The sequence below is a fragment of the Serinicoccus profundi genome, from assembly GCF_008001015.1.
Lineage (GTDB): Bacteria > Actinomycetota > Actinomycetes > Actinomycetales > Dermatophilaceae > Ornithinicoccus > Ornithinicoccus profundi.
In genome coordinates this window covers 3,233,365-3,246,337 of the sequence record NZ_CP042862.1, presented here as the reverse complement: position 1 = coordinate 3,246,337, position 12,973 = coordinate 3,233,365, and the positions used below count along the sequence as shown (strand labels likewise).

Below are 12,973 nucleotides of genomic sequence, written 5' to 3'. Positions count from 1 at the left end.
GACCGGGTGAGCGCCCTCGTTCCCGGCGGCGGTGACCAGCCGGCGGCCTGGGCCGACGAGGTCGGCTCCGTGGTGCAGGACGCCTCCGCGGTGTCGGGGCCGCTCGGCGGCCTGACCGAGGGGGCCTCCCGCGTGCTGCCGGAGGTCGACGTGTCGATGACGGGGGACTACGCCTTCCTCTACACCCAGCCCGGCGCGGGAGGAGGCCGCGCTCGACGGCCTGACGGCCGGCCTCGGCGGCCCGCTGGTAGTGACCGAGAGCGTCTCCGGACGATCGTGGATCGTCAGCGGGTCGGTCGTCCTCGACCGAGAGGACCTGGACGGCGAGGCCGAGACGTCGGTGGTGCTCGACCACGAACTCGCCCACGTCATGGGGCTCGACCACGTGGACGACCCGGACGAGCTCATGTCGGCGGTCAACACCGGGCAGGCCGGCTTCGGGCCGGGTGACCTGCAGGGTCTGGCGCAGCTCGGCGCCATCGACTGCGGCTGAGGCGTGCCCGGTCGCTCAGCCGAGGGCGGAGGCCATGCGGCGGACGGCCTCGCCCACGAGCTCCTCGCTGGTGCCGATATTGAGCCGTGCGAAACCGGCCCCACCGGCCCCGAACGCCGGACCGGGGGAGAGCAGGACCCGCCCTCGCTCGAGGAAGGTCGCCGATGGGTCGTCGCCGAGGCCGAGCGCGCGGCAGTCGAGCCAGGCGAGGTATGACGCGTGCCCGGGGGTGTAGCGCACGTCCGGCAGGTGCTCGGCGAGGAGGGCGGGCAGTGCCCGGGTGCGCGCCTGGAGCTCGGCCGTGGTGGTGGACAGCCAGTCGCGCCCCTCGGTGTAGGCGGCGATCGCGGCATACTGCCCCAGGATGCTCGGGGCCCAGTCGGTCTCGGCCTGGAGCGCGGGCCAGCGGCTCTCGACCGCGGTGACGCCCAGCGCGAGCTTGAGGCCGGCGGTGTTCCACGCCTTCGAGGGCGAGTGCAGGGCGATCCCGACCTCGCGAGCCGTCTCGCTCACGCTGAGGAAGGGGACGAACCCGCGGGGGCTGCCGGGGTGGACCAGGGGCGCGTGGATCTCGTCGGAGATGACGACCGCGTCGTGCTCGGCGGCGAGCTCGGCCAGGGCCGCCAGCTCCTCGCGGGAGTAGACGTAGCCCAGCGGGTTGTGCGGGCTGCAGAGCAGCACGATCCGGGCGCCGTCGGCCAGGGCGCGAGACATCCCCTCGAGGTCCAGCCGCCCGCCTGCCTCGACGTCGAGCATCGGCACCTCGAGCGCCTCCACGCCGATGTCGCGCAGCCAGGGGTAGAAGGAGAGGTAGACCGGGGGGTTGAGGATGACGCTGTCTCCTGGCGCGGCGAGGGCCCGGATGGTCTCCTTGACCGCCTGCCCCACGTCGGCGAACAGCCGCACCCGGCCAGGAGTGTCGGCGACCTCCCAGCCCCACTGCTCTCGCGCGAAGCCGGCGAAGGCGTCGATCACGGGGCCGGGCTCACCGGCATACCCGAAGTCGCTGCGCCCGATCGCGGTCTGCAGCGCGGCGCCGATCGCGGGCGCGGACCGCACGTCCATCTCGGCGGTCCACGCGGGGAGCACGTCGTCGGGCACCCGGCTCCACTTGGCGCTGCGATGGGTGCGGAGCTCGTCGAGGGTGAGGTCGAAGGGCGAGGCCATGAAACCACCTTCTCAGGCCGGGGGGTTGACAGTCCGCACACCCTCCGGCACAGTGAACTAATTCGTATTAGTTCGAAGGAGGCAAGGATGCCTGACATCAGCAGACGAGCCGTGCTGGCGGGAGCCACCGGAGCAGGAGCGGCGGCGCTCTTCGGCCTCAATATCGACCGACTCTTCGCCGCCGACATCCCCGGTCGCCGGGACGACACCCTGACGATCGCCATGCTGGGCACCAACCAGGACGCCGCCTCGCGGCAGGGTCTGGTGGACGCCTTCCGCGAGCTGCATCCGGACATCCCGGTGCGCATCCAGGCCATCCAGGGCGCGGACTGGGCCGACTTCTTCGCCAAGATCCTCACCATGGTCGCGGCCGGGACGCCACCGGACGTGTGCGTCGTCGCGACCGAGGGGGCCCAGCTGTTCGCCGACCGCCTGGCCGAGCCGCTGGACGACTACGTCCTGCGTGACCGGGAGGTCGTGCAGGACTACTTCGACGACGTCCACCCGAGCCTCATCGAGTCGTTCATGTACCGCGGCCAGCTCTTCCAGCTGCCGATCGATTTCAACGCTGCCAACGTCTACTTCAACAAGGAGGCGCTGGGTCGGGCAGGGCTGGAGCTGCCGCCCGCCGACTGGACGCAGGAGGACTTCCTGGACACGGCCCGGGCCATGCAGTCGGCGTCGACCGGGCGGTTCGTCCCCTATTACTGGACCAACCGGCTGTGGGGCGGCATCGTCCCCTGGCTCTACGTCAACGACACGAGCTTCCTCCAGGAGGAGAGGTCGACCGGCGGCGAGTGGCTCTGGGACAGCTTCTACCCCGGCGAGACCGGACGCTCCGGCGGCTTCCTCTGGGAGGCGTCGAACGCCCTGGACCCGGCCGTGGAGGAGACCTTCTCCTTCGTCCGCCGGCTGGTCGCCGACGGGTTGGGCACCAGTCCGGCCCAGGGCGGCGGCAACGAGCTCGTCGGACAGTTCGCGGGCGGCGTGATCGGGATGACGCCCGCGGGCGGGTTCTGGGTGGACGGCCTGTCCGAGGCCGGGATGGGGCCGCAGGACTACGACGTGCAGTTCTTCCCTCGGTGGAAGAGTCAGCGGCACCAGTTCGGTGCGGCCGGCTACGCGATCCTGCGGACCTCGGACAAGAAGGACGAGGCCTGGGAGTGGGTGAAGTTCTGCATCTCCCGCCCGGGGATGGAGCTCGCCTTCCCCACCCCCAACACCACACCCACCCGCCGCTCCATGGTCAACGCATCGCTGTATGCGGACAAGGGCCCCGAGCACTGGAAGGTCTTCTACGACACCCTCGACACGCTCCCGGCCGGCCCCATCCCGGCACCGCCGCAACAGGCCGCCGTGGAGACCGCCCTGATCAAGAACGTCCTCGGTGCCGTCACCGGCTCCGAGGCCAACATCGGCCGGGCGCTGCGGCGCCTCGACGCCGACCTCAACTCCGCCCTCGGGAGGTCCTGATGTCCAGCTCGGCCACCACCGCGCAGGGCGCGCCCGGCGCGCCCTCCGCCCCCACCAGCCCCGCGACCGGCCGGACCCCACGGTCCGCCCGGTCGGCCGGCACCTCGCCCACCGGGGCCCGTCACGACCGGGCCCGCAACCTCCTGATCGCCCTCTTCCTGCTCCCGACGATGCTCGGCCTCATCGTCTTCACCTTCCTGCCGATCGTGGCCTCGTTCGTGCTGGCGTTCTTCTCCTGGGACATCATCACCGCCCCGGAGTTCGTGGGCCTGGCCAACTTCGCCGACATCGCCACCGACCGGACGATTCGGGTCGCCTTCGGCAACACCCTGCTCTTCGTGCTCGTCGCGGTCGTCCTCCAGCTGAGCGTGGCCCTGGGCCTCGCCGTTCTCGTCCAGACCAAGATGCCCGCCCGGTTGCGGGGGTTCTTCCGCTCGGTGCTGTTCTTCCCGCTGGTGCTCTCGGCGGCCTCGGTGTCGATCATCATGAGCTACCTGTTCAACGAGAACTTCGGGCTCGTCAACGACCTGCTCGGCCGGATCGGGATCCCCGCGGTGCCGTGGCTGACCTCCCCCACCGGCGCGGTGATCATGGTCGTGCTGGTCTATGTCTGGCAGAACTTCGGCTTCTCCTTCCTGCTCTTCCTCGGGGGGTTGTCCTCCATCCCCCGGGAGGTCTACGAGGCGGCGTCTGTGGACGGCGCCACCGGCTGGCGGCAGTTCTGGACCATCACCTTCCCGCTGGTCAGCCCCACGACGCTGGTGGCCTCGGTCATGGCGATCATCGCCGCCCTGCAGATCTTCGACCAGCCCTACGTGCTGACCCGAGGAGGGCCGGGCGACTCGACCCGGACGGCCGTGATGGTCATCTACGAGTCGGCCTTCAAGCAACTCGAGTTCGGCCGAGCTTCGGCCATCGGCATCGTGCTGACGATCATCATCATGCTCGTCACCGCGCTGCAGTTCCGCCTGTCCCGTCGCTTCGTGTTCTACGGCTGAGAGAGGAGACGCGCGATGAAGAACGTCTGGCGTTTCGTGATCCTGGGGCTGGCCACAGCCCTCACCCTCGGGCCGGTCATCTGGACCGTCCTCACCTCGCTGCAGCCGCCCAGCCAGAGCCTGGGCTCGGGCAGCATCATCCCGACCAGCCTCACCACCGTCGCCTACCGTGACGTCTTCGCCCAGGTGGACATGTGGCTGCTCATCCTCAACAGCGTCCTGGTCACCGCGGCGATCGCCCTGGGTCAGATGCTGACCGCGGCCCTCGGCGGCTACGTCTTCGCCCGGATGGAGTTCCCCGGCAAGGGCACGATGTTCGCGGTCATCCTGGCCACCATGATGGTGCCGATGCAGGTCACGATCGTGCCGGTCTTCATGCTGGTCCGCGGCATGGGCCTGGCCGACACCCTCATGGCACTGATCCTGCCCGCGATCCCCACTGCCTTCGGCACCTTCTTGATGCGGCAGTACTTCCTCGGCCTGCCCGTCGAGCTGGGCGAGGCGGCCGCGGTGGACGGCGCGAGCCCCTGGCGGACGTTCTTCTCGATCTACGCCCCGCTGGCCGTCCCGGGCATGGCGATCGTCGGGATCCTTGCCTTCAACTTCCACTGGAACGAGTTCTTCCGGCCACTGATCATGACGATCAGCGAGGAGAACTTCACGCTGCCGCTGGGCCTGGTCTCGCTGCAGGGAAATATGGGCACCGGGTCGGTCGCCACCGTCCTGGCCGGGGTGGTCATCTCGATGATCCCTGCCTTCGTCGTCTTCATCTTCGGCCAGCGCACGCTGCGCGAGGGCCTGACCGCAGGGAGCAACCGGTGAGCAGCACCGAGGACCGCACCACGTCCACCGGCGCCGCCGCGACCCCCACGGCCGGCGCCACGGCATACCACCTGCGTCCCCGGGCGGGATGGCTCAACGACCCCAACGGGATGGTCTTCCACGAGGGGCGCTGGCACGTCTTCTTCCAGCACAACCCGGACGGGCCGTGGCACCGGCAGATCGCCTGGGGTCACGCCAGCAGCGAGGACCTCGTCATCTGGCGCGAGCACCCGGTCGCCTTCGCGCCGACCCCGGACGGTCCCGACTCCTACGGGTGCTGGTCGGGAGTGTTCGTCCCCGGGCTGGAGCGCCCTGCCGTCGTCTACTCCGGTGTCGTCGGGCCGGATCACACCAGCACGGTCTGCCTGCGGTGGGGTGGTGGTGAGGGGCTCGACGACTGGTCCGCCCCGCTCGTGGTCGCCACCACGCCGGAGGTGGACGACGTCGCGGTGATGCGCGACCCGTTCGTCGTCGAGCACGCCGGGCACCGGTATGCCGTGCTCGGCGCCGGGTTGCGCGACGGCACCCCGGCGATCCTGCTCTTCGGCTGCGACGACATCGAGGACTGGGACTACCTCGGGGTCTGGCTCACCGGCCGTGACGAGGTCCTCGCGGACGCTCTCCCGGCCGACGTGTGGGAGTGCCCCCAACTGGCGGTTCATGGTGATCGGGCCACCCTGGTGCTGTCCCTGCACGACCGAGGGGTGCTCGGGCAGGTGGTGGGCTGCACCGGCTCCTTCGACGCGGATCCCGAGGGTCGCCCTCGGTTGCAGCCGGAGCGAGTCGATCTGCTCGACGAGGGCAGCGACTTCTACGCGCCCCAGCTCGCGCCTGACGGCCGCGAGGGGTGGTGGCTCATGGGCTGGGTCCGTGAGGACGGAACCGAGGAGCCGGGGCGCGACCACGCCGGCTGTCTCGCGCTGTCTCGGCGTCTGGTCCAGGACTGCGACGGTTCTCGGCTGGTGCTCGACCCGGCGGTTCCCGCCGCCCTACGCACGTCCCTCCCTTCGGCACCCGCCCGGAGGGTTCCGCTTCGAGGTCAGCTGATGCTGGAGGTGGGCGTAAAAGGGGGCGCCCTGCGGCACGCGGCACTCGGTGAGCGGTCGCTCAGCGAGGGGGCGCGGGTATTCGTCGACGGGGCGGTGGTGGAGATCTTGCCGGCGAGCGGCGCCCCGGCCACCTTCCGGCATCCGGCGCCGTGGAGCTGGGAGGGGCAGGCTCTGATCAGCGAGGTAAGGACGTCGAGTCGCGCACCACGATCGGGCAGGGCAGCACCACCTGCCGCGGGGTGAGGTCCCCGGCCGCCGACGTCAGCGCCATCTCGACGGCGACCTCGCCCATACGCTCGTGGGGCAGGGCGATCGTGGTCAGTGCGGGGACGACGTCGGCGGCCAGGCGCTCCTGGTCGTCGAAGCCCACGACGGAGAGGTCCTGCGGTACGCGGAGCCCGAGCCGACCAGCAGCCAGCAGCACCCCGACCGCGACCCGGTCGGTCACCGCGAAGATCGCCGTCGGGCGGTCCGGCCCGCCCAGGATGTCGATCGCCGCGGCATACCCGTCCTGGATCTCCCACCCCGCACTCACGATCCGTGCCTCGCGGCCGGCCCTCCGGATCCCGGCCCCGAAGGAGTCGGAGCGCAACGGTCCGGAGACATTCCCGACCTCCTTGCTGCCGTGCTTCTCGAAGGGGCCGGAGATCATCGCCACGTCTCGATGGCCGAGGTCGATCAGGTGCGTCGCTGCCGCGGCGGCACCACCCGCGTCGTCGGGCACGACACTGACCTCGGTGGCCGACCGGGCCGTGCAGTTGGCCAGCACCACGGGGATGCGTGCGGTCGGGGCCGTGTCCAGGATCCGGAACCCCATCGACGCATAGATGAGGCCGTCCACCCGCCGGCGGGCGAGCTCGGCCAGGGCTCCGGCCTCTCGTTCCCGATGATCGTGGGTGTCGATCGTCATCACCGCGTAGCCCTCGGCGGCGGCCCGCTCCCCGGCACCGGCCATCATGCGGCCGGCGAACGGCGAGGAGGCGATCGCGTCGGTCACCAGACCGAGGGTGCGGGTGCGGTTGCTGCGCAAACTGCGAGCGATCTCGTTCGGCTCGTAGCCGAGGTCGGCTGCGGCCTGGAGGATCTTGTACCGAGTGGCTGCCGAGACGTTGCCCTCGGCCTGGCCGTTCATCACGAAGGACACCGCGGTCTGCGACACCCCGGCCTGACGGGCGACATCTGCGGCCCTGGGACGTGGGTTCATAGGCTCCACCCTGCCGCACGCGCGCCCGTGGGGCGTCGGCGCGGTGGGTGGCGGTCAACGCTCAGGCGGCGAAGGCCCAGCGGTCCAGCACGCGCTGCAGCTCATCGACGTGCCACCGCGGCACGTAGGCCACGGTGATCCGCTGGCCGTGGCGCACGTAGGCGCTGGCCTGGCCGGGCATGCAGACCGCGTCGAAGATCCACGGTAGGACCTCGAGGTCGGCGTTGTCGTGGTCCAGGCGCGGGTGGAGCTCCCGGGTGATGCGGCCCAACCGGAAGCGCACGATCCATCGGCTGCGCTCGTGGTCCACCCCGCCGTGCACCTCGCCCAGGTCGGCGGTCGAGCCGGCCGCGGCCGCGAGCTTGCGCACGAGGTCGGGGTAGGAGTCCGGGCCCACGACGTGCTCGAGGTCGACCGTGGTCACGTGGGGGTGGTGGGTGAGCTGACCGTCGCCGTCGCGGGCCAGGCAGTGCAGGGCGGCGACGTAGGGGTGCCGACGCACGGCCTGAGCCACCTCCTTGTCACCCACGAGGTCGGCCTCGGTGACGCCGTCCTGGGCGGAGAGCCCCAGGCGGTCGAGGGTCGCCAGCTGCTCCCGGGCCGAGGGGCGGATGGCGGGGGTGACCAGCGCCGGGGAGTCCGGGCTGCCGTCGCTGTGCCGGGCGAACACGTCGTTGAGTGCCATGGGGCCAGCGTCCCACCGGTCGAGGTGTCGGCACAACGGGTGACGCCGCCCCCGGGATGAGACCGGGGGCGGCGTCACGAGCCGTTCAGGGGTGGGGTCAGGCCACGCGGGTCTGCGGGGCGGTCTCGCGGGTCTTGGCCGCGTCCTTCTCGGCGACGCCACCGACGGCCTTCTCGATCGCGGCCATGAGGTCCTCGTCGAGCTTGACCCCGGCCGCCTTGACGTTGTCCTCGACCTGGGAGGGCTTGGAGGCTCCCACGAGGGCGGCGGCGACGTTGGGGTTCTGCAGCACCCAGGCGATCGCCAGCTGGGGCATGGTCAGGCCGGCCTCCTCGGCGAGTGGCTTGAGCTCCTGCACGGCGCTGAGCACCTCGTCGCGCATGAAGCCCTGCATGCCCTTGCCCATCGACTCGTCCGCGGCCCGGCCCTCGGTGGGCTGCTGGCCGGGGAGGTACTTGCCGGACAGGACGCCCTGGGCCATCGGGCTCCAGACGATCTGGGAGATGCCGAGCTCCTCGCAGGCGGGGACGACCTCGGGCTCGATGACCCGCCAGAGCATGGAGTACTGCGGCTGGGAGGAGATGAGCTGGATGCCGAGGTCCTGGGCGAGCGCGTGCCCGGCCCGGATCTGGTCGGCGGTCCACTCGCTCACGCCGATGTAGAGCGCCTTGCCCTGGCGGACGATGTCGGCGAAGGCCTGCATCGTCTCCTCCAGCGGCGTCTCGGTGTCGTAACGGTGGGCCTGGTAGAGGTCGACGTAGTCGGTCTGCAGCCGGGTCAGGCTGCCGTTGATCGACTCCATGATGTGCTTGCGCGACAGTCCCGTGTCGTTCTTGCCGCCGGGGCCGGTGGGCCAGTAGACCTTGGTGAAGATCTCCAGGCTCTCCCGCCGCTCGCCCTTGAGGGCGTCGCCGAGGACGCTCTCCGCCTTGGTGTTGGCGTAGACGTCGGCGGTGTCGAAGGTGCTGATGCCGGCGTCGAGCGCGGCGCGCACGCACTGGTGCGCGACGTCGTTCTCGACCTGGCTGCCGTGGGTGAGCCAGTTGCCGTAAGTGATCTCACTGATCTTCAGACCGCTGTTGCCGAGGTATCGAAACTCCATCCCTGAACCGTATGCCTCCCCACCGACAGACGCGGCGGCGGGTGCTGCTCCCTCGCGTCGGGAATGGGCGGGCGGGTCTCGACGTTGTTGAGGCCCCCGACCCCCTGGAGGACCGTGCGCCCGCTGCCCGACCTGCCCACCCAGCACCGACGTCTCCTCGACCTGGGGCTGCCGCTCCCCGACCTGCCCGAGGGGCTGACCGGCGACCTGCTGGCGGTCCACCCGAGGCTGGTGCCCGTCGCCGATCTCGTGCCCCTGCTGCGGCTCGGCGACCGGGCCGGCTTCGTGGTGGAGGATCTGGGCGATCTCGACGCCTTCGTCCCCGCGCCGGAGGTCGTGGTGCCGGAGACCGACCTGTATGCCGTGCACGCGCCCGAGCGTGGCGACGACTACGCCAACCTCAGCCCCGACGAGGTGGACCCGCAGGTCCGGGCCGCAGGCCGTGACCTCATGACCGTCGCGGAGGGGGTGTGCTGGGCGCTGCAGGTGCCGGAGGTCATCGAGCGCGGTCACTGCTTCATGACCACCGGGTCCCGCGCCCCGTCGCGCCGGGCCCGGGCCGCCGCGGGGGCCCTCGACCCGCGCGTGCCCGCGCTGTGGATCAGCAACGGCACCGGCCGCGACGGCCGTGAGCGCAAGGACGCGCCCAAGCTGGGGTGGTGCTGGGCAGGCAACCGGCATACCTGGCTGGGCATCGCCTCGGTCGGCGGGCGCGCCGCCGTCCGCGGCTAGCGCTCCAGCACCAGCGGCAACCCCGCCCGGGTGAAGGCGTCCTCGGAGAAGAACCCGACGACGCCGGTGACCCGGCCCTCCTGGAGGTCCACGACGCACAGCTGGAAGGCACGGTAGCCGCCGTCCTCGTGGCGGAGGTACATCCCCGCCGCAGGCTGGCCGTTGGCGACGGTGGGCACCATCCGCAGGTCGCGCGGCCCGCTCGCCGGGCACTGCGTGCCGATGAGGGCGGCGATGTCCTGCGGGCCGACGTAGTAGCGGTCGAAGGGTGGCATCTGCCAGACCGCCTGCGCGGTCATGACGCCGACGACCGCGGGCACGTCGTAGCGCTCGAAGGCCTCGCAGAAGGCGGCGAAGACGTCCCGCTCGGCCTGGGTGAGCTCGCTGACCCGACGCCCGGAGCGCTCCAGCCCGTCACCGATGGTGACGCGGGAACGCTGCAGGGCGGAGTTGACCGAGGCCACCGTGGTGTCGAGCACCTGCGCCGTCTCGGCCGCCGACAGCTGCAGCACGTCACGCAGCACGAGCACGGCCCGCTGCAGCGCCGGCAGCTCCTGCAGGGCTGCGACGAAGGCCAGCTGGGTGCTCTCGGTGGCCTCCGCGGCCTGGGCGGGGTCGACCGTCGCGGCGTCGCGCCCCCAGACCACGCGGTCCGGCAGCGGCTCGAGCCAGTCGCGCGAGCGGTCCTCGACGACCGCGGTGCGGGGGTCGCCGGGCGGCTGGCCGAGACCGCTGGGCAGCGGTCGCCGAGCCTGACCCTTGAGTGCCGTGAGGCAGGAGTTGGTGGCGATGGTGTACATCCACGTGCGCACGGAGGAGCGACCCTCGAAGCGGTCGTAGGACCGCCAGGCGCGCAGGTAGGTCTCCTGGACGAGGTCCTCGGCCTCGCCCGCCGACCCGAGCATGCGGTAGCAGTGGGCGATGAGCTCGCCGCGCAACGGCGCGGTCACCTCCTCGAACTCGCGCTCCTGCTGCGGGCTCAGCGTGGTGCTGGTCATGCGGGTCTCCCTCGTCCACCTCTGGCGGTCCTCGGACACGCTAGTCGCTGGCACCGACAGGCCGCGCGGCATCCACCGCGATCAATGTATGATGTTTGCATCATGCAACTATCTGAGGAACTCGCCCGCACCTTCGCCGCGATGGGTCGTTTCCTGCGTGAGCGCGAGGGTGACCTCTCCCGGACCGACTTCGCCGTCCTCATCCGGCTGGCCGGTCAGCAGTGCACCCGCTCGCGCGACCTCGCGCACGCCGAGGGCCTCGACCCCTCGACGATGAGCCGCCGGCTGAGCTCGCTCGCCGAGCGCGGGCTCATCGAGCGCCATCCTGACCCCGCCGACCGCCGCGCCCAGGTGCTCTCTCTCACCGAGACCGGACGCAGGGCCCTGGCCCAGGAGCGCGACCGCCGGGTCGACCTCGTCACGGACACGCTCGCCGACTGGCCCGAGCAGGACAAGGCCCAGCTCGCCGACCTGCTCGGTCGCCTCGCCGACTCCCTCGAGGCCGACCGGGGCGGGCCAACCGCGGGGCAGTCGCCGTGAGTCGGCGCGAGCCGCCCGCCGACCACCACCTAGCGACCAGCAGCACCAGCACGAGCAAGGACCTCATGACGACCAGCACGCGAGCCAGCGCGGCACCCGAGCACACCGCGACCGACGCCGGCACCTCCAGCACCACCGTCCCCGCCTTCCGCCTCAGCCGTGAGCACAAGATCGTCTTCGCCGGTCTGATGATGGGCATGTTCGTCGCCTCGATCAGCCAGACGATCGTCGGCCCGGCCCTGCCGCAGATCGTCGCCGACCTCGGGGGGATGAGCCACTACTCCTGGGTGGCGACCGCGGCGATGCTCGTCTCCGCCGTGGTCGTGCCGGTGGTCGGCAAGCTGTCCGACCTCTACGGCCGCAAGACCTTCTACCTCGCCGGCCTCGTGATCTTCATGGTCGGCTCGATCGTCTCGGGTCTCGCGGGAAGCTTCTGGGTGCTCGTCGCCGGCCGCGCGATCCAGGGCGCGGGCATGGGCACCCTCATGCCGCTGTCGCAGACGATCATCGGCGACATCATCCCCGCCCGGCAGCGGGGGAAGTACCAAGGGCTCATGGGCGCCGTCTTCGGCGTCACCTCGGTCGCCGGGCCGCTGGCCGGTGGCCTCATCACCGACCACCTCGGGTGGCGTTGGTTGTTCTTCACCACGATCCCGATCGGGCTGCTCACGCTGGCCTTCGTGGCCCGCTACATGCACCTGCCGCACCAGCGCCGCCAGGCGCGGATCGACGTCGCCGGCATCATGACGCTCTCCGTCGCGATGGTCTCGATCCTGCTCGCCACGAGCTGGGGAGGCACCACCTACCCGTGGGTCTCGACCCCGGTCCTTGGCCTGTATGCCCTCGGCCTGGTCACCGTGATCGCGTTCGTGGCGGTCGAGCTGCGGGCCAGCGAGCCGCTGCTCCCGCTGCGCCTCTTCCGGATCGGGATCTTCAGCTGGGCCAACGTGGCCGCCCTCGGCCTGGCGATGGTGATGTTCGGCTCGATCATCTACATCCCCGTCTTCGCCCAGGGCGTGCTCGGGGTCAACGCCACCGAGTCGGGGCTCATCCTCATGCCGATGATGCTCGGCCTCATCGTCATGGGCATCCTCACCGGGCTGCTCGTCACCCGGACCGGCCGCTACAAGCCGTTCATGCTCACCGGGGTCGCCATCATGGCGGTCGGGGTGTGGCTGCTCACCCTCCTGTCGGAGACCTCCAGCCCGTGGGAGCTCTTCGGCGCGATGGCCGTCGTCGGGATCGGCCTGGGTATGGCGATGCAGCTGTTCACCCTCGTCGTCCAGAATGCCGTGTCGCGCCGGGACCTCGGCGTGGCCACCGCGACGACGCAGTTCAGCCGCAACATCGGCTCGACGGTGGGCATCGCGGTCTACGGCTCGATGATGACCGGCGGGCTCGGCGCGGCCGTGGCCTCCCACCTGCCGGCCTCCATGCGCGAGCAGGCCGCGGAGCAGGCGGGCAGCCTCGACGTCGGCTCGGTGCTCGACCCCTCGTCGCTGGGTGACGTGCCCCCGGTGGTCGAGCAGGCGCTGCGCGCCGGGCTCGCCGACCAGCTGCACGGCGCCTTCCTCATCGGTCTGCCCATCCTCGTGCTCGTCTTCATCGCGACCACGATGATCAGGCACGTCCCCCTGCGCGAGACGCTGGAGGACGCCCCGGCCGAGCAGGGCTGAGGCGGTCTTCGGGGCAGCCTCCAGCGGTGGGGTT

13 protein-coding genes are annotated in these 12,973 nt (G+C 71.1%); 8 read left to right on the top strand and 5 right to left on the bottom strand.

Annotated features, from left to right (window positions below; genetic code table 11):
- Positions 1-250 precede the first annotated feature (250 nt).
- A complete protein-coding gene (locus FA582_RS15130; protein ID WP_010146660.1) occupies positions 251-493 on the top strand; it encodes a matrixin family metalloprotease in 243 nt (80 codons plus the stop codon).
- Positions 494-508: 15 nt separating this feature from the next.
- Here the strand turns inward: FA582_RS15130 and FA582_RS15125 are convergent, their stop codons facing one another.
- Positions 509-1,660, bottom strand: a complete 1,152-nt coding sequence (locus FA582_RS15125; RefSeq protein WP_010146658.1) for a MalY/PatB family protein — start codon at positions 1,658-1,660, stop codon at positions 509-511.
- An 87-nt stretch (positions 1,661-1,747) separates the two neighbouring features.
- On the opposite strand from FA582_RS15125, the gene FA582_RS15120 reads away from it, so the two are divergent.
- Genes FA582_RS15120 through FA582_RS15105 form a run of 4 tightly spaced genes read left to right on the top strand, consistent with a single transcriptional unit; the run spans position 1,748 to position 6,245 of the window.
- Positions 1,748-3,133 carry an extracellular solute-binding protein gene (locus FA582_RS15120; RefSeq protein WP_010146657.1) on the top strand — a complete coding sequence of 462 codons (1,386 nt, stop codon included), beginning with the start codon at positions 1,748-1,750 and terminating at the stop codon, positions 3,131-3,133.
- Positions 3,133-4,131, top strand: coding sequence for a carbohydrate ABC transporter permease (locus tag FA582_RS15115; RefSeq protein WP_010146656.1), 999 nt, complete (start codon positions 3,133-3,135; stop codon positions 4,129-4,131). Before FA582_RS15120 ends, FA582_RS15115 begins: the two co-directional genes overlap by 1 nt.
- Positions 4,132-4,146: 15 nt before the next feature.
- Positions 4,147-4,953, top strand: a complete 807-nt coding sequence (locus FA582_RS15110; RefSeq protein ID WP_010146655.1) for a carbohydrate ABC transporter permease — start codon at positions 4,147-4,149, stop codon at positions 4,951-4,953.
- Positions 4,950-6,245, top strand: a complete 1,296-nt coding sequence (locus FA582_RS15105) for a glycoside hydrolase family 32 protein (protein WP_010146654.1) — start codon at positions 4,950-4,952, stop codon at positions 6,243-6,245. Before FA582_RS15110 ends, FA582_RS15105 begins: the two co-directional genes overlap by 4 nt.
- On the opposite strand, the gene FA582_RS15100 is transcribed toward FA582_RS15105, so the two are convergent.
- The 3 genes from FA582_RS15100 to FA582_RS15090 form a co-directional block, all read right to left on the bottom strand.
- Complete coding sequence (locus FA582_RS15100; RefSeq protein ID WP_010146653.1) at positions 6,178-7,206, bottom strand: LacI family DNA-binding transcriptional regulator; 1,029 nt, start codon at positions 7,204-7,206, stop codon at positions 6,178-6,180. The two genes, FA582_RS15105 and FA582_RS15100, sit on opposite strands and share 68 nt — an antisense overlap.
- Before the next feature lie 61 nt (positions 7,207-7,267).
- Positions 7,268-7,891 (bottom strand): hypothetical protein, encoded by a 624-nt coding sequence (locus tag FA582_RS15095; RefSeq protein WP_010146652.1) that lies wholly within the window; start codon positions 7,889-7,891, stop codon positions 7,268-7,270.
- A gap of 97 nt (positions 7,892-7,988) precedes the next feature.
- Positions 7,989-8,993 (bottom strand): aldo/keto reductase family protein, encoded by a 1,005-nt coding sequence (locus FA582_RS15090; protein WP_010146651.1) that lies wholly within the window; start codon positions 8,991-8,993, stop codon positions 7,989-7,991.
- Positions 8,994-9,107: 114 nt separating this feature from the next.
- On the opposite strand from FA582_RS15090, the gene FA582_RS15085 reads away from it, so the two are divergent.
- On the top strand, positions 9,108-9,725 hold the full coding sequence (locus FA582_RS15085) for a DUF5701 family protein (protein WP_010146650.1): 618 nt from the start codon (positions 9,108-9,110) through the stop codon (positions 9,723-9,725).
- Here FA582_RS15085 and FA582_RS15080 read toward each other — a convergent pair.
- A complete protein-coding gene (locus FA582_RS15080) occupies positions 9,722-10,723 on the bottom strand; it encodes a sigma-70 family RNA polymerase sigma factor (protein WP_010146649.1) in 1,002 nt (333 codons plus the stop codon). The two genes, FA582_RS15085 and FA582_RS15080, sit on opposite strands and share 4 nt — an antisense overlap.
- Positions 10,724-10,825: 102 nt before the next feature.
- Between FA582_RS15080 and FA582_RS15075 the strand changes: the two genes are divergently transcribed.
- Both FA582_RS15075 and FA582_RS15070 read left to right on the top strand, forming a co-directional pair.
- Complete coding sequence (locus FA582_RS15075; protein WP_158640893.1) at positions 10,826-11,263, top strand: MarR family winged helix-turn-helix transcriptional regulator; 438 nt, start codon at positions 10,826-10,828, stop codon at positions 11,261-11,263.
- 65 nt (positions 11,264-11,328) lie between these two features.
- Positions 11,329-12,939 (top strand): MDR family MFS transporter, encoded by a 1,611-nt coding sequence (locus FA582_RS15070; RefSeq protein WP_010146647.1) that lies wholly within the window; start codon positions 11,329-11,331, stop codon positions 12,937-12,939.
- Positions 12,940-12,973 lie beyond the last annotated feature (34 nt).

Bases quoted from the DNA above. Each gene is read 5' to 3' on its own strand.
- FA582_RS15120 (WP_010146657.1), top strand. From the start codon at position 1,748: ATGCCTGACATCAGCAGACGAGCCGTGCTGGCGGGAGCCACCGGAGCA.
- FA582_RS15115 (WP_010146656.1), top strand. From the start codon at position 3,133: ATGTCCAGCTCGGCCACCACCGCGCAGGGCGCGCCCGGCGCGCCCTCC.
- FA582_RS15075 (WP_158640893.1), top strand. From the start codon at position 10,826: ATGCAACTATCTGAGGAACTCGCCCGCACCTTCGCCGCGATGGGTCGT.
- FA582_RS15090 (WP_010146651.1), bottom strand. From the start codon at position 8,993: ATGGAGTTTCGATACCTCGGCAACAGCGGTCTGAAGATCAGTGAGATC.
- FA582_RS15080 (WP_010146649.1), bottom strand. From the start codon at position 10,723: ATGACCAGCACCACGCTGAGCCCGCAGCAGGAGCGCGAGTTCGAGGAG.
- FA582_RS15125 (WP_010146658.1), bottom strand. From the start codon at position 1,660: ATGGCCTCGCCCTTCGACCTCACCCTCGACGAGCTCCGCACCCATCGC.
- FA582_RS15070 (WP_010146647.1), top strand. From the start codon at position 11,329: ATGACGACCAGCACGCGAGCCAGCGCGGCACCCGAGCACACCGCGACC.
- FA582_RS15100 (WP_010146653.1), bottom strand. From the start codon at position 7,206: ATGAACCCACGTCCCAGGGCCGCAGATGTCGCCCGTCAGGCCGGGGTG.
- FA582_RS15095 (WP_010146652.1), bottom strand. From the start codon at position 7,891: ATGGCACTCAACGACGTGTTCGCCCGGCACAGCGACGGCAGCCCGGAC.
- FA582_RS15110 (WP_010146655.1), top strand. From the start codon at position 4,147: ATGAAGAACGTCTGGCGTTTCGTGATCCTGGGGCTGGCCACAGCCCTC.